The organism is Vibrio sp. SCSIO 43140 (assembly GCF_023716585.1).
GTDB lineage: Bacteria > Pseudomonadota > Gammaproteobacteria > Enterobacterales > Vibrionaceae > Vibrio > Vibrio maritimus_B.
Map to the genome: position 1 here is coordinate 1,047,919 of NZ_CP071851.1, position 23,950 is coordinate 1,071,868.

The 23,950-nt window shown below is 44.1% G+C and carries 20 protein-coding genes; 2 read left to right on the forward strand and 18 right to left on the reverse strand.

Features of this window, described 5'->3' with window-relative positions; genetic code table 11:
- Positions 1 to 11: 11 nt before the first annotated feature.
- Genes tssH through J4N45_RS23280 form a run of 16 tightly spaced genes read right to left on the reverse strand, consistent with a single transcriptional unit; the run spans position 12 to position 19,212 of the window.
- Complete coding sequence (tssH, locus tag J4N45_RS23205) at positions 12 to 2,624, reverse strand: type VI secretion system ATPase TssH (protein WP_252014747.1); 2,613 nt, start codon at positions 2,622 to 2,624, stop codon at positions 12 to 14.
- Entirely contained in the window at positions 2,624 to 3,613 is a 990-nt protein-coding gene (locus tag J4N45_RS23210; RefSeq protein WP_252014748.1) for a type VI secretion system baseplate subunit TssG, read from the reverse strand. Before J4N45_RS23210 ends, tssH begins: the two co-directional genes overlap by 1 nt.
- Positions 3,604 to 5,376, reverse strand: a complete 1,773-nt coding sequence (gene tssF, locus J4N45_RS23215; protein ID WP_252014749.1) for a type VI secretion system baseplate subunit TssF — start codon at positions 5,374 to 5,376, stop codon at positions 3,604 to 3,606. The genes J4N45_RS23210 and tssF overlap by 10 nt, the downstream gene beginning before the upstream one ends.
- The gene (gene tssE / locus J4N45_RS23220; protein WP_252014750.1) at positions 5,369 to 5,827 is read right to left on the reverse strand and encodes a type VI secretion system baseplate subunit TssE; all 459 of its coding nucleotides are present in this window, start codon (positions 5,825 to 5,827) and stop codon (positions 5,369 to 5,371) included. The genes tssF and tssE overlap by 8 nt, the downstream gene beginning before the upstream one ends.
- Positions 5,824 to 7,248 carry a type VI secretion system contractile sheath domain-containing protein gene (locus J4N45_RS23225; RefSeq protein ID WP_252014751.1) on the reverse strand — a complete coding sequence of 475 codons (1,425 nt, stop codon included), beginning with the start codon at positions 7,246 to 7,248 and terminating at the stop codon, positions 5,824 to 5,826. Before J4N45_RS23225 ends, tssE begins: the two co-directional genes overlap by 4 nt.
- Positions 7,249 to 7,281: 33 nt before the next feature.
- On the reverse strand, positions 7,282 to 8,760 hold the full coding sequence (gene tssC, locus J4N45_RS23230) for a type VI secretion system contractile sheath large subunit (RefSeq protein ID WP_128649652.1): 1,479 nt from the start codon (positions 8,758 to 8,760) through the stop codon (positions 7,282 to 7,284).
- The gene (gene tssB, locus J4N45_RS23235) at positions 8,760 to 9,263 is read right to left on the reverse strand and encodes a type VI secretion system contractile sheath small subunit (RefSeq protein WP_042497780.1); all 504 of its coding nucleotides are present in this window, start codon (positions 9,261 to 9,263) and stop codon (positions 8,760 to 8,762) included. The genes tssC and tssB overlap by 1 nt, the downstream gene beginning before the upstream one ends.
- A gap of 23 nt (positions 9,264 to 9,286) precedes the next feature.
- Positions 9,287 to 9,811 (reverse strand): Hcp family type VI secretion system effector, encoded by a 525-nt coding sequence (locus J4N45_RS23240; protein ID WP_042471713.1) that lies wholly within the window; start codon positions 9,809 to 9,811, stop codon positions 9,287 to 9,289.
- Between the two features lie 48 nt (positions 9,812 to 9,859).
- Positions 9,860 to 11,170 carry a type VI secretion system protein TssA gene (locus J4N45_RS23245; protein WP_252014752.1) on the reverse strand — a complete coding sequence of 437 codons (1,311 nt, stop codon included), beginning with the start codon at positions 11,168 to 11,170 and terminating at the stop codon, positions 9,860 to 9,862.
- 13 nt (positions 11,171 to 11,183) lie between these two features.
- Positions 11,184 to 12,236, reverse strand: coding sequence for a hypothetical protein (locus J4N45_RS23250; RefSeq protein ID WP_252014753.1), 1,053 nt, complete (start codon positions 12,234 to 12,236; stop codon positions 11,184 to 11,186).
- A 49-nt stretch (positions 12,237 to 12,285) separates the two neighbouring features.
- Positions 12,286 to 12,585, reverse strand: a complete 300-nt coding sequence (locus J4N45_RS23255; protein ID WP_042471724.1) for a PAAR domain-containing protein — start codon at positions 12,583 to 12,585, stop codon at positions 12,286 to 12,288.
- Positions 12,585 to 13,163 (reverse strand): DUF6931 family protein, encoded by a 579-nt coding sequence (locus J4N45_RS23260; RefSeq protein ID WP_252014754.1) that lies wholly within the window; start codon positions 13,161 to 13,163, stop codon positions 12,585 to 12,587. Before J4N45_RS23260 ends, J4N45_RS23255 begins: the two co-directional genes overlap by 1 nt.
- Positions 13,163 to 15,217: a type VI secretion system Vgr family protein gene (locus J4N45_RS23265; protein ID WP_252014755.1), complete on the reverse strand. Its 2,055-nt coding sequence runs from the start codon at positions 15,215 to 15,217 to the stop codon at positions 13,163 to 13,165. Before J4N45_RS23265 ends, J4N45_RS23260 begins: the two co-directional genes overlap by 1 nt.
- A gap of 40 nt (positions 15,218 to 15,257) precedes the next feature.
- A complete protein-coding gene (locus tag J4N45_RS23270) occupies positions 15,258 to 16,280 on the reverse strand; it encodes an ABC transporter substrate-binding protein (RefSeq protein ID WP_252014756.1) in 1,023 nt (340 codons plus the stop codon).
- Positions 16,277 to 18,400 carry an MFS transporter gene (locus tag J4N45_RS23275; RefSeq protein WP_252014757.1) on the reverse strand — a complete coding sequence of 708 codons (2,124 nt, stop codon included), beginning with the start codon at positions 18,398 to 18,400 and terminating at the stop codon, positions 16,277 to 16,279. Before J4N45_RS23275 ends, J4N45_RS23270 begins: the two co-directional genes overlap by 4 nt.
- Positions 18,397 to 19,212: a hypothetical protein gene (locus tag J4N45_RS23280; protein ID WP_252014758.1), complete on the reverse strand. Its 816-nt coding sequence runs from the start codon at positions 19,210 to 19,212 to the stop codon at positions 18,397 to 18,399. The genes J4N45_RS23275 and J4N45_RS23280 overlap by 4 nt, the downstream gene beginning before the upstream one ends.
- Positions 19,213 to 19,606: 394 nt before the next feature.
- Between J4N45_RS23280 and J4N45_RS23285 the strand changes: the two genes are divergently transcribed.
- Positions 19,607 to 21,172, forward strand: a complete 1,566-nt coding sequence (locus J4N45_RS23285) for an HD domain-containing phosphohydrolase (protein ID WP_252014759.1) — start codon at positions 19,607 to 19,609, stop codon at positions 21,170 to 21,172.
- 21 nt (positions 21,173 to 21,193) lie between these two features.
- Positions 21,194 to 22,546 (forward strand): sensor histidine kinase, encoded by a 1,353-nt coding sequence (locus J4N45_RS23290; protein ID WP_252014760.1) that lies wholly within the window; start codon positions 21,194 to 21,196, stop codon positions 22,544 to 22,546.
- Here the strand turns inward: J4N45_RS23290 and J4N45_RS27235 are convergent.
- A complete protein-coding gene (locus tag J4N45_RS27235; RefSeq protein WP_286036909.1) occupies positions 22,526 to 22,948 on the reverse strand; it encodes an OsmC family protein in 423 nt (140 codons plus the stop codon). The genes J4N45_RS23290 and J4N45_RS27235 overlap by 21 nt on opposite strands.
- Positions 22,920 to 23,750 carry a hypothetical protein gene (locus J4N45_RS23300; RefSeq protein WP_252014762.1) on the reverse strand — a complete coding sequence of 277 codons (831 nt, stop codon included), beginning with the start codon at positions 23,748 to 23,750 and terminating at the stop codon, positions 22,920 to 22,922. Before J4N45_RS23300 ends, J4N45_RS27235 begins: the two co-directional genes overlap by 29 nt.
- Between the last annotated feature and the right edge of the window lie 200 nt (positions 23,751 to 23,950).

Below are 23,950 nucleotides of genomic sequence, written 5' to 3' on the forward strand. Positions count from 1 at the left end.
AACTTTAATATTTAGGTGATATCAATAACCAACTCACCTGTTACAGCATCCGTTGTTACGGATACTTGATTCACGCCAAGGCCCTCGCTGAGACGATGAATACAATCAACCGCAAGTTTAGGCATTAGAGAACGATTAATAATCTGCTCCACGGCTCGACCTCCTGTCGTCGGATCCGTGTTCCTACTGACCACAAAATCAATGAAAGTGTCATCCCACTTAAACTCGGCCTTGTACTTCTCTTTGAGTTTATTAGCGATGCGATTCAAACTAATTGCCGCGATTTGGCTTAGTTCATCACGATTTAATGGGTAGTAAGGCACAATCGTTGTGCGTCCTAAAAAAGCGGGTTTAAAGTAGTGTTGTAATGCCGGGCGGATCTGTTCTAACAAATCTTCATTTGCTAGACGCTCTTCATTGTCTTCACAGATATCGACAATCGCTTGGTCTGCCGCGTTCGATGTCATAATGATGATTGTGTTTTTAAAGTCGACCGTACGACCTTCACTATCCTTGATATGGCCCTTATCAAAAATTTGATAGAACAAGTCATGAACGCCTGGATGCGCTTTTTCCATTTCATCCAGTAGCAACACTGAATACGGATTGCGACGAATCGCTTCAGTGAGCACGCCCCCTTCGCCAAAACCAACATACCCTGCAGGAGAGCCAAGCAGCATTGAAATTTTGTGCTCTTCTTTAAACTCGGTCATATTAATGATGGTGAGGTTGTCTCCACCGCCGAACACTTCGTCAGCTAGGGCCATGGCAGTTTCCGTTTTACCTACACCACTTGGACCACACATTAAGAACACACCCACTGGCTTGCGACTATCAGTAAGACCCGCTCTCGATATTTGGATGCTTTTCACAAGCTCGCTGATGGCTACATCTTGCCCAATTACTCGCTCATGAAGAGCATCTTCAAGGGACAGTAACTGTGCGACTTCTTCTTTGACCATGTTGCCAGCAGGTATGCCAGTCCAGTTTTCAATCACAGTTGCAATGACTTGCTCGTCAACTACAGGAAAAACTAGCGGAGATTCGCCTTGAATCTCTCGCAAACTGGTGAGTGCCTGGTTAAGGCTTTGCTGGCTAATAGAATCAACCGTATTTTCTGTACGATCCGTCTCAATTTTTTCGCAAAGAGAGGTAATCTCTGATACCAGTTCGCGCTCTTTTTCCCATTGAACGTTTAGCGCTTCAAGATCAGATTTACTGTTTTCAATTCTATCTTTCAGTAGTTGATGGTCACCGGCTTTTTCGATGAACACGGTACCTTCTGCTTCAAGCGCATTGAGCTCACTCTCCAAATAGCGGATGTTTTGTTCAAGACTTTCAATCGATTCTGGCTTCGCACCTTGAGTTAACGCTATTCGAGCACAAGCCGTATCGAGCAAGCTAATTGCTTTGTCTGGTAGTTGTCGTGATGGAAGATAACGAATAGACAAGCTCACTGCCGCCTCAATTGCATCCTCCAAAATGAATACGCCATGGTGATTACGTAATGCTTCACCTACGCCACGGAGGATCTGCTTCGCGTCTTCAGCATTTGGTTCCTCAACACTAATGACCTGGAAACGACGTGTTAACGCTGGATCTTTTTCGAAGTACTTCTTGTACTCTGCCCAAGTCGTTGCCGCAATTGAACGGAACTCACCACGTGCTAGTGCTGGTTTTAGTAGATTTGCCGCATCATTTTGACCTGCGGCACCACCTGCTCCAATTAACGTGTGTGCTTCATCGATGAATACAATAATTGGTGTTTCAGAGCTTTTTACTTCGTTAATAACGTCTTTTAGTCGGTTTTCAAATTCACCTTTAATGCTTGCACCCGCTTGCAGCAGACCTAGGTCTAGCGTGTGAATTTCAACGCCTTGAATCGCAGGGGGCACTTCGCCTGCGACGATGCTGTGAGCCAAACCTTCGACAACGGCAGTTTTACCGACACCAGGTTCACCAACAAGAATGGGATTGTTTTGGCGCTTACGACATAGAATGTCGATAGCCATCCTGACTTCACTGTTTCGTCCTAGCACAGGATCTAGCTCTCCATTACGAGCTTGCTCTGTTAGGTTAACTGTATATTTATCAAGAGCACCACCAGCCGTTGCTGCCTGAGGAGCACTACCTGTAGACGCTGAAGAACTAGACTTGGTCGCTATCTTCAAAGAGGCGATTTGCGCACCAAGCGCTTCTGTTGACACATTTTCCAGAGAAGGGAGTGACAATGTTTTTATGCCAAAACTATCTGCTTGGTTCAACGCCAAGAGTAAGTGCAAGCTTGTCACTTCCTGATGCCCATAGTTTACTGACGCCAGCATCCATGCGGTTTCCATTACCTCACTCAATGCTCTGCTAATCGTTGGCTGGCCATTTGCACCTGGTCTTAAGCGATTAATACGCTCTGTTAACTCACTCAACAAAGCGCTTGGGTCGATGTTTTGTTTGGCGAGAAAGCTTTTCAAATGACTTTCATCTGTTGTTAACAACTGCACTAGCCAGTGCTCTATCTCGATGGCAGCGACTGTTTGAGTCATTGCTGCACCCGCAGCCTCCTCTAGCGCGGCCTTGAGGGGCATATCGAGCTTAGAAACAAGGTTCCCTAGTTTTATTTGAGACATCAAACTTTCTCCTGTTGAATGAGTATCTTGCGAAATTCCGATTTTCGCCTTTTTGAGGCAAGGCAGTTGGCTTCTCCTAACCTGAGTCCTTGCCTAGAGTAAGATAGTTGTGGTTCATCTATGTAGTCTCGTTTCACATACATATAGAGTCTGATATCTATGCTTTCACGAAGGTATGCTTGAACCAGAGACTTCATAGACTGTGCAAATTGAGCATTGTTGAGCAGTCCCAAATACTCAGAGCGAGTTTTAGGCGTGATATTAATTTCAAGTGCTTTAAACGTTTGAGTCCCCGTGGCTCCAAGCCAAAAGCCCTGACCTAAACTCTGATTCTGCCCTTTCTTTTCGCCGAGCTTCGACTGGTAGTTTGTATTGATTCGATAGAATGATGAAGGCGCTACCACAGGCGTTACAGCCAACGAAAAGTAATCACTGAGCAGCCGTTTTAGGCCATTTAAATTTCTGCTCTTGTTGCCCAGCGCTAAACCATGACGCAGCATGCTAGGGTGTGTTTTCTCTCGATTCGACCCTGGTAGTGAAAACATGCATGCCAATGCAGCTTGTTGGGTCAAACGCCCCAAAACCTTGTTCGCTGCGGCATCTTTTTCTTGTTTCAACAACATGCTCTGATTGATCTCTACATGAGCTCTCAACTCAAAGTAACGTTGATTAAACACATCGATAAACTTCTGTAGCGCGTTGTCATCTTGGTGCAAGCTATTGAGCAGTTCAGCATATAGATAGTCAGGAATAAGCCCCTTGGAACCAGACAACGCCTCTAAACCAAGCTTGATTCTGACTCTATCACTTTCAAAGCGAATACTGGTTACTTGCTCTGGTGCACCTTCAGGCATCACCTCGGGTGTGAGTGACAAGGGCAACTTATCACTCACGTTCAACGCCTTCAAAAGTCTAATGACCTGAATAAAATCAAAAGAATAAGGCTGATTTAACAGCTGGTCTTTGACGCTTTCTTGGATCACAGACATAACTGACTTCCGTGTGTTTTTGGAAACTGTACACCAGCTTTGTCACTACCAAATCGTTCTACAGAGACCTGAATAAACCTATCGAAACTGCAATATTGTGAGAACAAAGCGTTCAGAATCTCTGCAAACACAGAAAAATCTGTACTTAATATTTCATCATCCACCATGACTTTTATTTCGGTACCGGAAGCAAAAATACTTTGTCCGTCGATGGTAATAGGAGCAATCAGATGTTTGTATGTAACTGTTTTAATAGCAAATGCCTGAGGACATTGAATGGTATTACAACTGAGTCTAAGAACATCCTGCAGTGCCAGCGTTGGATCATCTGTCTGTACCAAGGTCGCGAAGTTCGCATTGAGAATCGCAAGAAATCGCCAAGTTAGTTGATTATCTAATGAAGGGTATTGTGGTGCCGTGGGGGTTTTAACAACCTCAAGCTCGCCAGGTAAGTCGACCGCTGCCAAACATTCAGCCCATGTCCCTGTTGGGATTAAACAAGGTGTACGCCCATTGCACACCATTAACTGAGTAGAGAGGACTACGGACTCTTGATCCATTGGCATCTGAGCATAGCTAACTGAGAGGTTCATGCGCCTACGCCCTTTATGATCCCAATACTGACTGCTCTGCCATTGCGGAGCATCACTATCGGACCAATAACCGCTTTCGTATATTGGTGTTAAAGGTACTTCTCCAGTAGAAAGTACTTCATTAACTGACTCCACAGAGACGACAGTATAGTGATCATGTTGCTGGGCATCCGCAATAACGGGCATAGAAAGCTTGGAGAAGTCATATCGAAGCGGCTCGCCACGACGTCGAAATAGATTGAGTGCAGGTACAGTATTAAGCTGTATAACCTCAGGGCTGAATAAACTTAAGTACTCTACTGGCAAATGCTGGATAAATAGAGTCAACGTAACTTCATTACTATTAAACGCTCTCAACTGATCGCCAAGATCGTCAACTCTCATATAGGCAGCTTTATCAGGGAACGCGAAGTAATCACGCAATATGTCGAAACCGGTAAGATGACCATCGTAGCTTGGAAGCCAGGTAAAGTTCGAATCAGAAACACGAGTTCGTAAGCGCGACGTATTGATTGATTCTTGCTGATTGCCGTTCCACAGTGTTATAGCTTCTGTGTTTAACAAAAGAAGATCAATCAAGCCTCGCGAACTACTCTCAAAGCCGCGAACATAGAAGTCAAAGTGTTCGGTGGTCAATTGACTAAACGTTGTATCAGGGTCGTTGCACTTAAGCGTCACCTGAAGTGCAGACTCAGCCCTTCTAAGGTTGTTAGGAGTGGGAAAGTTAAACGGTGCAGTCGTGGCGCTTATGTCTGCAATATGAAATGGCTCAATGACCAAGTCATCCACTAAAGTGAAAATCGACTCTACCTCATCGTGAGACACCGCAAGCTCAGACCCTTTCTCTAGTTCGAGTTTACTCGTCGCTGCTTCCGTATCTAGGTCCAAGTGAAATGGCGTGTAGCTTGGGATCACTTGAAGGTAACCTGGATAAACTATATTGATAAGGTCTTGCAATATTTCCGGAAACTGCTCGTCTAGACGCTTCTCTGTTTTTGCATTCAACAAAGCAGCAGCTTCAATAAATCTGCTGATATTTGGATCTTCTTGATCGTTTTGATTCAAGCGCATTGACGCGGCATGATCGGGGAATTCTCGGCTATATTCGCTCAATGCACCGCGAATACTTGCTAATTCTCTTTCAAAGTAACTTAGAAGTTGATCAGACAATTTCCTGTCCCTCCATCGTCGCAGACTGGTTTGACAGGCTTATATTTGAATCAAACAAAAAGACATGTTCGCCTTTTGCGGTTTCAATTTTTGCCATTATCGAAAAACAAACTGCGTTTTTTGATTGGTCACTTTCTTGTACGAACACACTGACTTCTGACAACCTAGGCTCAAACGCCTTAATCATACGCTCAAGGGCGCGGGAAAATTGATCGTGATCGATTTGACTACTTAAACTCTGCGAGTTGTCGAGACCAAAGCAATACAGAGAGCGCTGTACTTCTGAAAACGAGTTAGACACCAATCTCATTGGCGCCTCTGAGTTCAACAGTGTTGTCAGTTGGTAATGAATTGCATCAAGTAGATCATCGCCACTCTTCTCGCTATTGATGTTTCCGGAAGCACTGCGGTTCGATCCAGTTTGTTTGACAAACGTTTTCCAAAACATCATGCGCGAGCCCTCGAAGTGAACAAGGCATCTTCAGTACCAAGGTCTGTCGAAAGAAGAACTTCGCCACACACGTTATCAAACTGGTACTGTGGTTGAATAAGAACATTACAAACGTAACGATCGCTCTCACCTTGAACTTCTTTAACTTCGACACGGCTTTTACTCAGTGGATACTTAGCCATTGTTGCTTCATCAGCATTGAACAGATTACTCGTATACTTTTGCAGCCAATCATTTAAGTAGAGCTCACACTCTTCTGCACTTTGGAAATTACCGATCATCCCTCTGATCTGTACTTTAAGAAAATGAGCAATACGACAAATCATGAGCGTGGTTTGGATCTGACCCGCAACAAGTTCCGAGTCATCTTTAGCCTTATCCCAGATCGAACGGTTGCCTCTGAAAAAATACTTTTCCGTCGTAGTACTGCGACATAATGGAATAAAGCCCTGCTCAGTGTAAAAATTGCCCATCTCGGTATACAGGCTCATTTCCGATGCAGGTTGGTAAGTTGCTAACGTGCCTTGACCATTAATTGGTACGTTGACTAATGCGCCCATTAGCTTGTCCTGCCACCGTGATTTCATAAAACCGAACCAGTTGATTCGGTTAAACTCCCTTAACGCTGTCGACGCGAAAAGTACAGCAGCACTACCCCAAAGGCCCGCTCTCGGCTGGTATGTTTCGCTAAACAAAAATGAGGTTGATGACTGGCTACTATACGCCTTCCGTAAGCGTATTTTAGGCATTGCCACACCAAGAAAACGGGACTGCGTTAAGCTACGAAGCCTTTGCCAAGCAATATAGTCGGGCCCTTGAAGAATCTTCTCAACTCGTTGAATGTCCGACAACCAATCAGCGCCAGGCTCACCGAAAAATGTATCCTCAGGAGATAAAACAAACGGACATAAACAAAGTTGGCCCAAACTAGCGAGCAGTTCTAACGTGTATATGTCATCAAAGTCAGAGTCGACATTCATTGAGATGTCATGGTCAACAACCACCATACCAAATGGCTGACCACCTGAAGTATTCAGCTCTCGGTTAGCGATTAAGTTATAAAGCGCAGTGCGCTTCAGTGAAACCGCTGTGTTAAGCTCATGAGAAAGTTCATTCCAAGAAACATCGAGAAGCTTGATACGAACTTTCTGATAATTAACAGGGAGAAACGCCAGTGTTTCGACGCCTCTCCAGGTCGCTTCTAGTTGACTAAAATTAGGGTGATGGATGATGTTCGATACCTGCTTCGACATTCGTCTATCGATTTCTGCGATCAAACGAGTCACACCTGCAAAGAAAAGGTCACTTCCCTTAAGCAAGTCTTCATCTAATTGAGCGAGTAGTAATAATGCGTCTTTCAAGAAAGAAGCATCATTACTATTCAATTCGCAAAATTCCGTTTGCAGTTTCGGGTCAAACATCCATCATCCCACTTAGTCATTACATACCAGGTTTTAACCTGGGATTTTCGTTACCATACGAACTGAAGTCGTCAGTTCTTCTAGTTGTAGCCAAGGTCTTAAGTGCGCCACTGCTGAATATGCACCTGGCTTACCTGGTTGTTCTACAACTGAAATCTGAGACTCACAAAGTGGTGTTTTAGAACGCTCTGCATTACCAACGGCACCTGAGTTGGTGTATTGGTCAATCCAGGTTTGCAGTTGTTTCTGAACATCCGTTGCTTCAAGGTTAGAGCCAAGCATGTCACGCCCCATTACTTTGAGGTAATGTGCAATTCGGCTACTCGCCATGATGTAAGGAATACGAGCAGAAATTGCTGCGTTACTTGTCGCGTCAGGGTCTGTATACGTCTTTGGTTTTTGTGTTGTTTGGCTACCAATAAACACGCCATAGTTGGTGTTTTTGTAGTGAACCAAAGGTAGGAAACCAAGGTCGCTCAGCTCTTTTTCGCGTTCATCGGTCAAGTTAACTTCAATCGGACACTGCTGCTGAATGTCGCCAGCTTCTGATTTGAACGTTAGGTTTGGTAGGTTTTCTACTTTACCACCGTTATCTAAACCACGAACTGCAGTACACCATCCAAACGCCGTGTGCGCTTGAGTCATTTTTAGACCAAAATCGAACGCAGCGTTAGACCAAACCAACTCAGAGTTGTTTGCTGGTTTCGGATTACCCTCTGCGTCAGTATTAAGTTCTTCAAACTCAAATGCGTCGGTCGACAAACCTTTTTCGCCATATGGCAGACGAGCCAATGTTTGAGGTAGTGTTAGCACTACATAACGGGCATCGTCACTCTCACGGAACGCGTTCCAAGACGCATACGCTGGTGAATCAAAGCCAGCCGCTACAGGCTTACCCTCGTCGAAGGTTTCAAAAGAGTTGAACTCAAACATTTCTGGATTTGCTGCTGCAACGAATGGAGCGTGGCTCGCTGCGGCGGTTTCACCCATATAACGTAGCAGCGCTACATCTTCATCTTTGTGTGAGAAAGAGTAATCACCGATGAGTGCACCATATGGTTCACCACCCGCAGTACCAAACTCTTTTTGATACAAGGCATCAAACAGTGGGCTGCGGTCAACCGCTGGTGCGTCCTCAAACTGTTCAATTAGCTCATCTTTTGTGAAATCAACAAGCTTGATCTTAAGAGATTGGCCAGTTTCACTTTCGCGAACCAGTTTATTAAGACCACGCCAAGAGCCTTCTAAACGCTGGAACTCATCATCCTGCATTACCTTTGAAAGCTGCTTAGACATTTGCTTGTCAATTTGTGCTATTGCGTTTTCGATAGTCTTTGAGACATTTTTGTCCCAAGTTACCGTACCACTGAGCGCTTGCTCAGCCAGTACAGAAAACAACTCTTTCGTTGTGTCTGCCGGTGTTTGCGTCGTAGCGGCAATCGCTCTGTCTAGAACACTGCCCGCCTCTGCTTCTGCGCCCGCACCTGCTTGGCTTTCTAATTCAGAACTCATTACTCATCTCCTTTGCTTTCGATGCCCAACTCACTAGAAAGCGCGTTAATTTGATCTGCACTTTGCAGAACTTCTTTAAGCAGCTTTTCTAAATCGCGAGAACGATCCGCTTTTGACAGCAAGGTTTTAAGCTGTTGGCGGGTCTCAGCAAGTTTTTTGAGTGGTTCTATTTGCTCGACTAGAGCATCAGGTTCGAAATCTTTCATAGAAGAGAAAGATAACGCGGCTTCAAACTGGCTATCATCGTCTTGCAGAGTATTGTCGACTTTTAACTTCAACTCTGGTCCAACACGTTTCAAAACCGTATCAAAGTTATCTTTGTCGATTTGATAAAACGTTCTCTCTTCTAGGTCTTCGCGATCTTCCTTGTGTGCAGAAAAATCACCAATAACACCCACTACAAAAGGCAACTCTTTCGTTTCTACAGCGCCATTTGTCTCAACATCATAGGTAATACTTACCCGGTTTTTACTTACACGTTTGTGTTGTGAATTCAAAGCCACGTTACTTCTCCCTGTTAATCAGATTAAGCTGCTTTCGACTCTAGCTTGCCAGTTGTGCAGTCAAACTTAACGGTGTCGCCTTTCTCGATCTTACCGCCGTCACCTTCTTGGTAATAAACCTTGGTTAGCGTCGTGTATGTGAGTGAAAAGTCTTCGGTTGGTAGTTGACCATCTGAGCCAGAAATGTTGTAGCTCGCGATACGCGCTTTCTCCATAGTAATGACTAGGTATGGATCTGCACCCGCTCCGTCACGAGATGGTTTAGTCAGTAGAATTTCCACTGTCTTACCTTCTGCACCCGGTGCGAATAGAAAGGTCGTTAGATGAGGCGATGCACCATCTGAAGTTCGGCTAATGTTTAGTGCATCAAGCGATACCATCCCTTTGTCTGCATTGTTCGCATTACCTACATCAACACTAACACCACGGTTAGCACCCCATGACATATTGTCGACAGCAAAGAAGCCTTTCTTGCCACCGATATCACCGATTGTCGCTGCACCTTTAATGCTTGTTAATCCATCAATTCGCATAAAAATAGAAGCCATGATTGTTCCCTTTTTGTATATATAGTCATTTATGACTGTGAGTAACGATTACCACTCGATGTTCGAAAGCCCTGAATCGGTGTTACTTTCACTGGTAGTGGTTGTTTCCTTTGGTTTCACTTCTTCCTGAACTGGTTCAGTAGGCGTTATCGCTTGAGCACTAGCAGGTACACTATGCGTTGCTTTGTGCTCTGCACTTTCCAGTCCAGCCAAATGTTCGATTCGCTGATGTACGGCACTATTGTCGCCGACCAACTCTTCGAGTAATTCTGGTAATGACATCCCTCCCCAACGTATTGCCCGCTTTAACAGTAAGTAAATCGGGCTATGTGGCTCATGTTCTAAAAAGTAGTCTGCTATTGACTGTAAATTCGCTAATGCTTGTTCTCTCGTCGCTACACCGGCTGTGGGCAATGACACGACATTCAATGGTGCCTGGGTTACGTTATTCGTCACCTGTATCGGTTCGCTCGTATCAGGTTGAGCGCCCGAATCAATTTGTTCAGATGAGCTCTCTGGTATCACTTGAACCGTTTCCAAAACGGGTTCAGGGTCCAAAGGCCAATGTGCAAACTGCTCACCCACTAAATATCTCAACGATGAAATAAGTCTCTCTATTGCGTCTTTTACAAACTTGAAGCTAATTGCTATTGCACCGGCCTCGCGACACTTTTCGGTGAGCAAGGTTTCAAGACGAATCAGAGCATCGAGTGAACCTCCCAGTGATCTAATTCGTTCTTCTACTTCAGCTTTTTCATGTCCATATGCAATCACTGCCTCATCTTTAAGATTAGACAAACTTCCATCTTTTTCCGCCTTGTAAAAACGGCCAAAGTCGATTTCGCCTACCAAAGGGAGCATTTGCAATGGCATGTAGAGCAAGCCACTCTCCGCTGTGTCACCAACAAGTTGCAATAAAGGTTTTATTCGATGTTCAATAATTTCAACAGCTTGCTCTTGCTCTGTGTCCCCTTTACGCTTTTTTTCCGGAAGCATTGGGTTCAGAGTCGACCAAAAACTTTCTACGACGGCTTCCATAGACACCAAGGCACTATTTAGATTCTTAAAAGGCTCCGATGTAAAAAGCTGAGCAACGGTAAACCAAGAGAAAATCTCGAGGTCTTTTGATTTTGTCGCCAAACACAGATGGCAGGACTCTGAAAGCTTGTTCCAGTTTGTCGTATTGGCATCAACGAGTTCTGCATCCTCAAGTGCATCAGGAACTTCTACGAGCTGCCTAAACGACGACTGCGCCATGTTGAACTCATTACGATAACCACGGAATAGAGAGCGGTTATCTTTTAGATATTCACCACTTGGGGCTTCATCAGAAATTGGGACCAATAAATCATCAAACATCGACTATTTACTCCTATTTCTCATGGAAGCTCGCGGCAGTACCCGTGATACCAGGCTTGTGCTGTGATTTGGTGAAATTAGACCAAACGAAAGCGGCTAAGTAAGCGATAGCCCACGCTTGTGCTTGACTACTATCTTGACTCTCTGCTTTCTTCCAATTGTATTTGCCGCATCTAATAACGAGGGGTTGTTTGCGGTTTTTGTAGTCGTAGTGCTTTTTAGCAGGCAAACTTTCACATTCTTTGGAAGATGGGAGTTTAAATTTGTTGGATAGAAACTTAGACAGTATATTGACTGCTAGGAGTACAGTTTTGTCACCTTGGGCAAGGCCTCTACAGTGAGTGAGTGCTGCGCGAAGCTTGGTAGCACACTTACCAGAAATATTGGTGGGAACAGTAATGACACATTTAGGGTCATTCCACACAAACTTTTCTTCGCCATCTAAACGCGCTAGGCGAGAGATGTTGTAAAATGCATGACCATAAACCTTACCCCAAGCCATTTGACCTACGTTAAGCTGCAGCTCGACAATATGCGGGATTTTTTTTGTGGGCGTCTGCTTACCATCAACCTTAGTCGAGAAATCAATTTCAATTTGAAGGAAAAACTTTACGTCTTTATACTGATCTTCAACACCCATACTCCAGAGATCTTTTACTGCTTTACCATGTAGCCCTCTGAGCGCTTCAAACTCCGGCGTCATTGAAATGTAGTCTCTAAAGGCATTCATTTGAGCAATAGTGCTGAACTCGATCGTTGCGCGGGAGATATCCTTTACTTGGAGCGGTATTTTAGATGCCGGTTTATCCGTCTTTGGATCATCCCAATTGGTGATGCCGCATTTAGCTGCAATACGCTCCCTAGTTTTCATAGTCGCCCGAACATAGTTGATGGGCTTACCGCTTTCGTTTTTAATCGTATTTGACAAATGCTGCATATATTTATGCAGCTTAGGGTCTGCAAGCGCAGCTTGCTCGATCAATTCTTCGATTTGCTGACGTGGATGATCATTGTCCCAAAACGTTGTTTGAGAAATGTGACCTTTAATTGTATATGGTGGTGGCATGGTTCCCTCCGCTCCACTTGGTCCAATTTAATTCGAATTACGTTCTTCTTTATCCACCGATTTGAACGGTCGGTGCACCAAACACAATACTGCCGCCATGTGCTGTGGTGTCGCCCATTCGCGCCGCTGGGGTACTATTAATCAATACTGTTGCACTGCCTTTCACAATGGAATCTGGTGGTCCAACACATACTAGCGAGTCCCCCATCTTCGCTGCTGGTAAACCGCATATAAGAACGGTGACCGCCCCTGGACCAACAATTGGTCCGCCAACATGAGGTATAGGCGGTGTCCCAGGTGTTTGCATTGGGCATGTGTGCATGTCTGTTAATCTCGCTGCACTAGGCATTAGCTCACTTCCTCTGTTAACTTACCGGAGCCGCCATCGGCAATATCCAGTGCCATGTTGAATACTTTCTTGTAGTAACCTTTGTAGCCAGACCATTCAGGTAGCGCTGCAGCGGTGTTGATAGCTCCCGCCACCGCTTTTGCATGCAAAAAGTCAGCGGGCATGACTACTGGGTTTTCGGCAGGAGCAATGCTCCCTTGACCACTCCAAAACACAGCTTGACCGACCCATTTAGCCGGACTCTCATTCGCAAGTGGCACGATTGATTTCTCGATCTCACGGCGCATCGCTTCATTTGGCTGCTTTACCCAGTTTGCACTCGCTGCTACCACAGAATTTTCGGCTTGAGTTAAATCGTCATGCCTCAAACCCGTTGCCAACGTCGCCCACCAAATTGACTCTCGCATCGGTAGTGCGTGTGCAATAAACGTTGTCAAATCAATATTCAGCGCTGCTTTCTGTAATACCTGTATCACTTCTATCGGAGGTAGCGCATCGTTTACAAGCTCCTTCGCTTCATCTGAAAGATCAAAGTAAGATAGGATTTTTTTTGAGTCTTGGTAGGGAATCTTTTTCATTAGTTCACCATTAATATCGTGCCTTTAATGGCAGTTTGACCCGATGAACTGACTTCAGACTGAGCTGCTCCAGATAGCTTAGCGGTAACATCTCCTTTAACTTCCGCGTTGAGCCCTTGAAGTTTTGCGCCGGTGCTGCCTTTCGCGGCAAAGCTGGTTGAGGCACTTAATGACATTGAAGTACCCGCCTTGCCACTAAATGCCCCATCAGATTTGATGCTAACGGACGTCCCAGATTGACTCAGACTGCCACCATCGACCGATACTTTAGAACTGCCGCTCACTGCTACCGTACCGCTAGAAATTTCAATCTTGTCGCTAGTAACTACAATTTTGCTGCTACCGACTTTCAACGTTAGGGTGTCATCTGCCGTTAACGTAATTTCCTTACCTTGCTCGGTAATGCTTTCTTTGGCAGTAAGCTTGTAAGATTTATCGGTGCTGTAGGTAATGCCTTCTTTAGACGTTAACGTTGTTTGCTTTTCAACGGTTTGCGTAATGTTTTTAGTTACCGTCGACTTCATCTCACCACCGATCGTTTCGGTGTAATCGTTGACGACCTCTCGCGTCATATCCTTTGCCGCGTGCACATATAGCTGCTCGTTATCTTTCTTGTCGTCAAAGCGTAACTCGTTACTCTCACCGGTTAATTTCGTCATTACCCCAGTTTGAGTAGTATTAGCGGTTGGGTATGGAGGCTTGTTCGTGCTGTTGTAAACACTGGAGACGACAACGGGCTTATCTGGGTCACCATTCACAAAACTAACAAGTACCTCTTGGCCTGCTCTAGGTAAGAATTGAGCACCATAGCCTTTACCAGCCATAGGTTGGGCAACTCGTACCCAGCAACTCGTTTTGTCACCTGTTTCCGGATCCCAATGAAACTTAATACGAACGCGCCCTAGCGCGTCGTTAGCAGGCTCTCCCGCGGTGCTGCCCGCGACAGTCGCGGATTGAAGCCCGTGTAAAACTGGCTTTTCAATGTATTGAGGATAGAACGTCTGACCTTCTGGGATGACTTTTACATCAGAGTGAAACTCACCTTTTTCGTCGTCGAAATCGTACTTAATTTCGGCGACTAAATACTGTCCTATTTGACTACTATCCGTATGCGCGTTGAGCTTGAGAAAGTAGCCAGCGCAAAGGCTTGGAGAGGTCGTCGTTGCCAACGCGCTATCGTAGTCTGAATCAAGCTGCCCTCGTTGGGTTTCAACGACATCACTCGCTAAATCAGTGTAAGACCCCGTTGCACTTGCTGCTGGATAACGATAATCAGTAAGCTTTGTGTTATTGGACAATGAGTACTTTGATTTTTTCGCCTTGCTTGTAATTAGTTTTGACTGGTTGTAGTCATAACCTGCTAGCTCGAGTGAAGCGCTGTGAAAACGATGTTCACGCTGCCAGGTATCCAAAGTCTCATAATCGCCCGACGGTTGAGAAGCGTAGTCTAGCGTCACCATTTTGTCGGAAGCAAAAGGCTTACTTGCTTGTTGTAAAAACAGCTTGTTTGCGTCACTGTCTTTACCAAAGTAGAAATGAACACCTTCTTCCGCTAACAGCCTAGTGACAAATTCGAAGTCCGTTTCATTAAACTGAATGCAGTATTCACGCTTAGTCGAAGGCATACTTTTGACACTGTAAGCCCCTTTGAAACCCAACTCATCAAAAATACTTGTTACGATTGTTTGTACGCTCGCCTCCTGGAATACGCGACACTTTCTAGAGTGATGCAGTAGATACAACCAAGGCTTAACGGTTAATCGGATACTTGAGTAAGTCGAATCAATTCTTTGAGACTGAGACTGTGCTCTAACGACGTAGCCCTGGAATGTTCTAAGCTCGCTTCGGCTTGTTCCCGTTTCAGAGTACAGCTTTAAGCTAATCGGCTCACCGACCCAGTCAGCTGGATTCGCTTTAGTTACTAGCGCATTGACTTGCCACTCATAATCTTTGCTGACGGCTTCAAATCCAAAAAAGGTTGTTGCAACGTACTCTTTGTTATTAGAGTCTGTAACAACTAACAAGCTTCCTTGTGGTTCAATAATCTCTCTCATCGAACCTCCTCAAATCGTGACTTACCAACTAGTTTCATCATCATTCGCTCCTGCTCTTATCAACATTGACAAGCTCCGCAAAGCGAAGAAGCTGTATAGGCGGATAAAGTGACATCTGTCTCGCCACATCCATATTGATAGTGATTGAGTAGCTCTGAAGCTCCGCAATCGGCAACTGACCCGGCTCGATATTTTCAAGCAGCACTTTCTTCGCTTGATTAGCCGCCAATTGACCTACGCGATAGTATTTATTTGAAACTGAGATCAATGCGTCCGACTCAGTCACCATAGAATCATAGGCTGATGCCACAGGTAAGTTGTGCTTCAGAGCGGCACTAGTAAAAGCATCACGGTTGGATAAGTTGTATGAGCTAGAGCCAACATAAACGACGTCTACACCTTTTTCTGACAGGCTCTGCATTTTTTGTTCAAACTGGTTTGGAAGTGGTTTGTCATCGTCTCCCAGTTCATATGTTTCAACTATGGTCTTGAACTGCATTTTCTCTTCAAGGGTTTGCAGTTTTTCAGTATTGAGTGCTGAGTTGAGCTCAGCTGACGAGTAGACAACACCAATCGTACTTACTGGGAAGTACTCTCTCATTGCCCTAATCTGGACTTCTTCTTCAATGCGGTTTCTAATCCCAGTGACAGTTGAACGTCCTGAGTACGTTGAATCTTTGATGATTCCCGCGCCAACTGGGTCCGCAACAATCATAAATAGAACCGGAATCTCGCCCAGTTTGGTTTCGTTGCCATAGTCTTCCAGCGAACCAATCATCGCTTTACTCACACTGGTTCCCCAAGTGACGACCAAATCGGGTTTTAACTGCTTGGCCTCATCTAGGAATGTCGGCAGTTTACTTTTATCTCGGTCGACGTTTCGAAGCACAATATCAATTGGGAGCTTGTTAGTTTCAACATAATCATGGAAACCTTGGCAGGCTTCTTCACAGCCGCGCCAAACCGTCATATAGATTGTTTTACGCTCTTCTGAACTCGCGATGCTGGAGTACGTCAAACCTGATAACAAAGTCAGAAGCGGAAGCGTGATAAGAGTTCTCATACGTCAACTCCTTTGTTAGCTTCGACTGCAGGCTTTTTGAGAATAATTAGGATTGCGATACCCGCCATGATGATCCCACCACCTACGATGCTCATGGCCTCACCAAACGTATGCGTCGCCAGCAACATCGCAACCAAAATAGGTCCAATCACACTGCCAATACGTTCGGAGGTACGTAAGAATCCTAGTGTCTCGGTTCTGCCAACTTCAGGTGTATCTTCCGACGCCTCAAGAGCACAAGCGATGAGTGGCGCTTTTAAAATAGAATGAGCAACACCCATCAGCGTTACGGCAAGAAGTATCTTGAAGATTGAGTCGTCACCATAGAGAGAAACTAAAATCGCACCTGACAAAATGGTTCCAAGTACAACCAGTTGTTTTGTCTTTTGAGTACGGTCTGCAATGCCTGATGCAATAGGACTCAACGGAATAATGACGAGAGAATAGATCATCATAATACGACCTATTTCAGACTGACTCGCATCGAGGGATACGAGATAAAGTGGAACTAAGAAATACAAAAAGCCCGTCAGTACGATTTTTGCTGGGATTGCGCAGAATAGAATAACGGCCATAAAACGGACGTTCTTCATCAGCAATAAAACACTACCTTTTTCACCCGGTGCTTTTTTACCTTCCCCAGCGTCCAACTCACCGATAAACATTCTCCAAGCAAGCACGCCAGCAAACGCAGCAAGTAACGCTGACAATAAGAACACCGGTTGGTAACCAATGCGATCGGCGATAATTGCACCCAGCGCGGTACCACACATAGTTGCCGTCATCAGTACACCGACAAACATTGCCATGCCTTTGGCACGATTCTCGGACGTGACTACTGCCGCGATGTAGCTTTGGCAGCTAATGGTAATAATCGCATAACCAAATGCAGTCACACCGCGGGAGATGACTATGTCCATGGCATCCGTTGCGAATGCACAACCGAAATAACCACCGATCGCTGGAATAAGACCTACGAGGAAAAGCTGCTTTTGTCCCCAGCGATCAACCCACTTTGCGGCAAACGGTGTGCAAGCAGCAATGACAAACATGAATACCGAAATAGGCAGCCCTAGCATCACGTCTTTAGAAATCCAGCTGGATGGCTGATAGAACTCGTTGACAAACAATGGCATAAAGGACTTAGATAGTTCTTCTGCAAAAGAGAACACAAACAAGGGTATTCGAGCGTCAACTACATCCCCTTTGTGCATCCCCAGCTTATTCTGCAAACTGAATCTATCGGACACTGACTTGAGTTTAGAGTCTACTTCAGAAGAGCTAGAGCTCTGTGGTAATAGCTTTGCAAACAGAGATTTAAATCGCGATTGTAAGTCTTTTGAGTCTTGGTTCAATCTATCAGCAAACGTACCAATAACACCGTGGTAAGTAATCTTCTCGTTAACTGAAAAGTCCCCTTTAACCTGTCTTTTTAGAATCGATTCAGATTCTTCCAAAGGCCCGGATACATAGAACATGACGACAACCATCACGACTTCAAAACAGACGAGAAGAACTGCGACCAAAACAATAGCGATATCGAAGAAAATATCGGTAAGCTGCGACTGAACGTACGTAGAGCTCAACCCAACATATACTCTACCGCTCACCTCTTCAGCACTTTCTATTGGAAGTTGAAACAAGTCACTACGTGACGATTCTGAGCTAAATAGAGATGGCAGCAACTGTGGCAATTCCTTCATCACCACAACAAGTCGTTCGATAAACGACGCACTTAAATACTGACTTGATGATTTCTCAAACGTGATCGCGTAAGTTGGATCGAGTTCTTCGACGGCACCTGCTTGGTACAAAACAGTGTCGTTTTGAGTAAGCGCAACGAAAGTGAGTTCTGGGTACTTTTTAAGGGTCTCGTCAAGGTATGAGTCCATACCGCTAATTTCTTGATAAGGCACACCTACATTGATCGCTAACTCAACGTCATCATGAATGATTTGAGCGATCGAATTAGCTTTTTTTAGAAGTTCTGGCTTAATCGAAAAGTTGAACTCTACGAGCGTGTACGCCGCGCTTAAAAAAGAAGCAATGAAGGCGCTAATAATTGTGATATAAATCAGTCTTTTATTAATTAAGCTCGCAATAGTTTGCGCTTGATTCACTTAACCACCTCAGTTCCATCCTTGGTATTTTCGGTGTTATTACTTGAAAGCGACTGCAGGCGCTCCAGCTCAGCAGACACTTGTGCTTTCATTTCTTCACTTTGCTTGATTTGTTCAGCAAAGCTTTGGCTCATAGAACCATCTGGTGCTTTTTTTCCGCCAACAGATTTATCACCTGATGAATAGTTATGAATGAGTTTCAGAACATTTGCCACGTCAGCAAATCCAATTCTAACCACTATAAATACGATCAATGCAGTGATTAAAAAAATGACTACCGTCGCTTCTAGCAAATGAAGCCGAACAAGAGCGTAGACACCAAAAAGTGCAGTCTTGTCATATTCAATAACTAGGCTACCGGTTAGATTATTGAAATCACCGAACGTTTGAAGCCCGCTATAAAGTTTTGTGTCATCACTGTAAAGCCAACGCTGCTCGTTAGACGTTAGAGCGCGTCGGATAACATCTTCAGGAATTGGCGTGGGAGAATTTACTGCACTCGTGGTCTGCAATAAAACGCGACCGTTGTTATCGACAAGCGAAATAGCGGTCACGTCAGATTCGCGCGCCTTAGCTTGATCAAATTGTTCAATGAGGTTATCAGCTGAATGAAATGGAATACCTAAGCGTTCAACGCGCTGGATAGAGGTATCTAGCGAAGACGAAATAACATCTAGCTTTGAAGACACTACACCAGACATTAAGCTGTCAAACTTCATGTAGTTCATCAGGTATAGAAGTCCCAACACAGACATGAGAATTACCCAAACGGTAATCACCAGTCTCAAGTGAACTTCAAAAAATGCTCTCATCTTCCCAACCTCAATAAGTGAAGAAGTACTACTCACTTAAATTCTTTCAAAAATCTTCGCGAATCTAATGCTCAAGTAAACTTTTGTTCGCGTCGTCCTAATCCAAAAGTAGACGATACCTCAGGGTTATGCCTACTAAAGTTCATAAAACGGAATCACCTTTAAAAAATAACAACATAACAACGCATTAACAACCATTCAAAAATTGGGTGTAATCCATTCACGTCATAAATCAGTTCTTTTTTGAATTGAAATTGTGTAGATAAATTGTAAGGTTGGTAAAGGCACCACAAGGATTTGTGGAGATTAGAACTTAGGTTCTAATAAGATAAAGTCCGACAATAGCCAGCAAGTTTATTTACATTTATGCTTTATATTTGTTAAGGAAAGACAGATGCCAAATACCCTTTTCTCAAATAATTCCCATGCAAAAGAAACAGTTACTAGCCCACCATTGACGGGCGACATTACCAGTAACAAAAGACCATGGAAGGTGCTTCTGGTAGACGACGAGCCTGACGTTGTTACTGTTTCAAAAATGGCACTACGAGGCCTTTATTTTCAAGGCTCTGAAGTCAAAATCCTTACAGCGTCGTCAGCCACTGAGGCACGTAAAGTTCTGAGTGATAATTCGGACATCGCGCTCGCCTTTGTCGACGTAGTTATGGAGACAGACTCAGCGGGATTGGAGTTAATCCGCTGGATTAGAGAAGAGAGGAATGATCAACATATTCGACTAGTGTTACGCACCGGCCAACCTGGCTCGGCGCCAGAAGAAACTGTCATACAAAAGTATGAGATTAATGACTATAAAAACAAAACCGAACTCAATGCGATTAGATTAAAAACATCTGTGCTTACCGCGTTAAGAGCTTATAGAGACATTAAAATCATCTCCTCCAACCAGAAGAAACTTGAACATGTTCTTAACGCGACCGAGACAATTTTGACTCATTCTAAGGTCAACGGCTTTCTTCTCTCGGCCTATACAGAGCTTAAATCTTTCATTAAGCAGGATAACTTGAGCTTAGGTATTTCGATTGAGAGCAACATGCCCTACTCCCAACCTACTCAAAAACAGTTTCATCTCACAGACAATAACACGCTCATTGAAGGAGAATCGATCAGTTCGGTTCAACAAATGCTAGTAGACGTAATCATCTCGCATCCAGACCGCCCTATGGTTAAAATAGAGGATGATCACTACATTCATTACATGAAAATTAATGAATTTGAAACTGTCACACTGGTTTGCGATTTTGCCAAGCCCATTTCTCAGGGGGTGAAAAACCTTCTTCCCCACTTCACTTCAAATTTCGTCTTGGTCTTCGAAAACTTGCGAGCGAAAAATGAAGTTCAAGAAGTACAACAACAACTCATGCTAATGTTAAGTGAAGCCATTGAAACTAGGTCGAAAGAGACGGGTGCACACGTATTAAGAGTAGCTTTAATCTGTGAATACATCGCTAAGAAACTAGGTCTTGGTGAAAAACATGTCGAAATAATCAAGCACTCTGCACCTATGCACGACCTTGGCAAAATCGGTGTTCCAGAGCGAATTCTCCATAAGCCCGGACCATTAGATGATGACGAATGGGCTGTGATGAAAACCCACCCTGAAATAGGTCATAAGTTACTAAGTAAACTCAATTACGGAATTCCTCAGATGGGTGCAATGGTTTCACTTTCCCATCATGAAAAATGGAATGGCTCAGGTTATCCGAATGGTACAAGTGGACCCGAAATACCGCTCGAGGGTCGTTTAATGGCTATAGCAGACGTGGTCGATGCACTTGGTTCCACTCGTTCTTATAAAAAGGCATGGAAAAATGAAGACATTATTGCCTTGATTCAAGAACAAAAAGGGCATCATTTTGACCCAGATATCGCTGACATTGTTATCCAAAATTTCGATGAAATAATGGAAATCCGAAAGCAATATCCAGACGCCGATCAGTAATCTCGAATCACGGAAGTATCTATGTACACAAAAAAGCTAACCCGGCTTTTAGACAGCGAATATATTAAGCAAGGCGATGTAGCAGGTTATTCAACCTTACTACTAGAAACACTTGTTCAATCACTTTACCTTCACGATGCCAGTTTATGGTTAGCGGTCAGCAGTGATCAAATTGATTGTGTTGGCTACCAGACTATCAGCAGTGATGAAGCCAAACTCTTTTCACCGATCGATAAGCACTCTTTTGATCAGTTTGCACAGCAACTTTCAAAGAGCAGTCACCTAGTGTATGCCTATAACAATGCTGAAAATGCCAAATGGATGGGTGATGTCGATGTGACCCATTTTAGAGCGATACTTGTGCCAGTAAAGTTACATAGACAGTTGAATGGCTTTATCCTGCTTCGCCAAAAACCTCATCAAGCCACGCCAGATAGTGCTGCAATTCAATTTGTGATAAGCACCGTATTTGCATTAGGAACTACCATTCAAACTGCACAGCAATCTTTATCCCTTAATTCGCCCAGTCAGCGAGAGCTTCAACTTGAGCAGAGTGTAAAAGAGCATAACGAAGGGATAAAAGAGATGCTTCAAAACCTCGAGAAAGCACAAAACTATCAAGTTGAGGTCGAAAAGATGGAAGCGCTAGGAAAATTAGTGGCTGGAGTCGCCCATGAAGTGAACACCCCTCTGGGCGTTGCAATGACGTCTGTTTCTATCGTCGATGAGCAAATAAAAAAGCTTGAGCGCGCTTACCAAAATCAACAGCTAGACGAGTCTGTATTTGTCGAGTTTCTTGAGTCGTCTATCCCTGCTATTAATATGACGAACACAAATTTGGAGCGTGCCGCTTTATTGGTACAACAGTTTAAGCAAACCTCTGACAACGAAGGCCATGGAGCGGCGGAAGTCGTATCCTTTAAACCCTTATGTGAAAATCTTATCGCCAGTATTGCACCACTTTATCAACCTTATGAGGTTGAATTTATGGTCGATATACCGGAAGCCCTCAAGCTCGAGACCATTCCAGGAGCAGTTGAACAAATACTCACCAACTTTATCAACAACAGTTGCCAACATGGGTTCAAAGGCAGCCAAGAGTCACATAATCTCGTGTTTATTAGAGTATTTAAGGTTGATGACAAGGTCATCATTGATTATCAAGACAATGGTGTTGGAATCGATGACGCAATAGCCCATCAGGTTTTTACCCCCTTTTATACCACCAATAGAAATCAAGGCGGAACGGGATTGGGGCTTTCTATTGTCTATAACTTAGTGACTCAAAAATTGAAAGGCGATATTCGAATCGTAGAGCAAGATGCCTCCATTGGAGCGCACTTCCAGATCCGACTACCTATCAATGCTGTTTAACAACTGGCTTTCTATTGTGAGCTCAAAGGTACCTGAAACGCTGTTACCGATAGTACAGATTTTCTTGGCATCTTTGAGCAACACTTGAGCGGTTTCTATATCCGGATGAATTCCTCGACTTAACTCAAGTTCATAACTGGCAAAGTGAGCCGGCAAAGTTAGGCCTTTATGCCCTGTCACCCGAATTTTAAATGAATTAATGTCGACTTTTCTTCGCTTCGCTAGTCTTTGGATGGAAATGGCCATACAAGACCCTATTGAATAAAGGAGGGTAACAGCCGGGTCATCTAACAAAGGGGCATTAGAAAATGGCTCGTTACCACTTCTAAACTTTACACCTTCACTCTCGCTGAAAGAAACAGTTATTGGCCCTTCACTCGATGGTTTCACTCTCAACGTCATATTCTTGCTCAACAAGGTTAGGTTCTGAAAACACTACTGGATCTTTGGCCTGATGTATATATTCATTGTCAGAGTCTAGATAAGCAACAAACTGCCTCGTAAGTGCTGAACTGTTTTCGTCAAATTGCACTTCTTGCTCATCGACTGCATAGTTTTCCAACCGTCTTTCCAACTCATCAATCAAATACAAATGAGCAAAGTCTAAGATGGTCCCATCCGGTACGGAGTAGCTTTGGTGAATATCTTGTACTGAGAAGTCTATGACTTCTTGAAACGTCATCCCTGCTTCATCACGAAGATAGGCAATAACATTACTCGCTAGCATCTCGACAAGTATTGAATGTGGCGGTATCGATGGGTCTGGATCACTCGCATTTTGTTGATATTCGTCAGACATAGACTGGCTACGAAGAGCGATCATGGCGGCAATATCATCCTCGTCATAACCGAGTGATAAATAGAAGGTCAGCCAACATGTGTCATCATAGTACGCTTCTAGGTCCGCGGTAGTTTCTGAGAATCCATTTAAGTTCGTTTTTAACCGGGTTTCATTCAGACCGTTTAGTTGCTCGTTGATACGCGTCAATTGCTCTAAATTATCGCGTGGTGTAATGGTCCTTGGATGGTTTTGATTTAACGCCGACTCTGAAGCGGTATCATTATTCGGATTACTCCGTTGATGAATAGCTCCTGCTTCTAACTCCGCATGTTTCGGGTTTTGGTCAACCTTCTCGGACGGTAATAGATATACCAACACAAATAAGACAATTAGCGGGATCAAGATCCAGTAATGTTTCTTCATTTTGTCTTTCACTCCCAAAGTCCCCGCTATAACCAATAGTTAGTAGCAATTGTCGATGATTTACGAAATTATCTATCGTGAACTTGGTACTTGGAAGTAACAATAGAGAATGGCAAGTAACTTACTCTGGGCGTTACTAACCTAATCATGTAATCGCGACAACTAGTTGTACAACAGAGCTCAGTCCAATAAAAAAGCCC

Excerpts from the sequence above, each read along its gene's own strand:
- tssH (WP_252014747.1), bottom strand. The coding sequence starts at position 2,624 with ATGTCTCAAATAAAACTAGGGAACCTTGTTTCTAAGCTCGATATGCCC.
- J4N45_RS23210 (WP_252014748.1), bottom strand. The coding sequence starts at position 3,613 with ATGTCTGTGATCCAAGAAAGCGTCAAAGACCAGCTGTTAAATCAGCCT.
- tssE (WP_252014750.1), bottom strand. The coding sequence starts at position 5,827 with ATGATGTTTTGGAAAACGTTTGTCAAACAAACTGGATCGAACCGCAGT.
- J4N45_RS23225 (WP_252014751.1), bottom strand. The coding sequence starts at position 7,248 with ATGTTTGACCCGAAACTGCAAACGGAATTTTGCGAATTGAATAGTAAT.
- tssC (WP_128649652.1), bottom strand. The coding sequence starts at position 8,760 with ATGAGTTCTGAATTAGAAAGCCAAGCAGGTGCGGGCGCAGAAGCAGAG.
- J4N45_RS23240 (WP_042471713.1), bottom strand. The coding sequence starts at position 9,811 with ATGGCTTCTATTTTTATGCGAATTGATGGATTAACAAGCATTAAAGGT.
- J4N45_RS23245 (WP_252014752.1), bottom strand. The coding sequence starts at position 11,170 with ATGTTTGATGATTTATTGGTCCCAATTTCTGATGAAGCCCCAAGTGGT.
- J4N45_RS23250 (WP_252014753.1), bottom strand. The coding sequence starts at position 12,236 with ATGCCACCACCATATACAATTAAAGGTCACATTTCTCAAACAACGTTT.
- J4N45_RS23255 (WP_042471724.1), bottom strand. The coding sequence starts at position 12,585 with ATGCCTAGTGCAGCGAGATTAACAGACATGCACACATGCCCAATGCAA.
- J4N45_RS23260 (WP_252014754.1), bottom strand. The coding sequence starts at position 13,163 with ATGAAAAAGATTCCCTACCAAGACTCAAAAAAAATCCTATCTTACTTT.
- J4N45_RS23265 (WP_252014755.1), bottom strand. The coding sequence starts at position 15,217 with ATGAGAGAGATTATTGAACCACAAGGAAGCTTGTTAGTTGTTACAGAC.
- J4N45_RS23270 (WP_252014756.1), bottom strand. The coding sequence starts at position 16,280 with ATGAGAACTCTTATCACGCTTCCGCTTCTGACTTTGTTATCAGGTTTG.
- J4N45_RS23280 (WP_252014758.1), bottom strand. The coding sequence starts at position 19,212 with ATGAGAGCATTTTTTGAAGTTCACTTGAGACTGGTGATTACCGTTTGG.
- J4N45_RS23285 (WP_252014759.1), top strand. The coding sequence starts at position 19,607 with ATGCCAAATACCCTTTTCTCAAATAATTCCCATGCAAAAGAAACAGTT.
- J4N45_RS23290 (WP_252014760.1), top strand. The coding sequence starts at position 21,194 with ATGTACACAAAAAAGCTAACCCGGCTTTTAGACAGCGAATATATTAAG.
- J4N45_RS27235 (WP_286036909.1), bottom strand. The coding sequence starts at position 22,948 with ATGACGTTGAGAGTGAAACCATCGAGTGAAGGGCCAATAACTGTTTCT.
- J4N45_RS23300 (WP_252014762.1), bottom strand. The coding sequence starts at position 23,750 with ATGAAGAAACATTACTGGATCTTGATCCCGCTAATTGTCTTATTTGTG.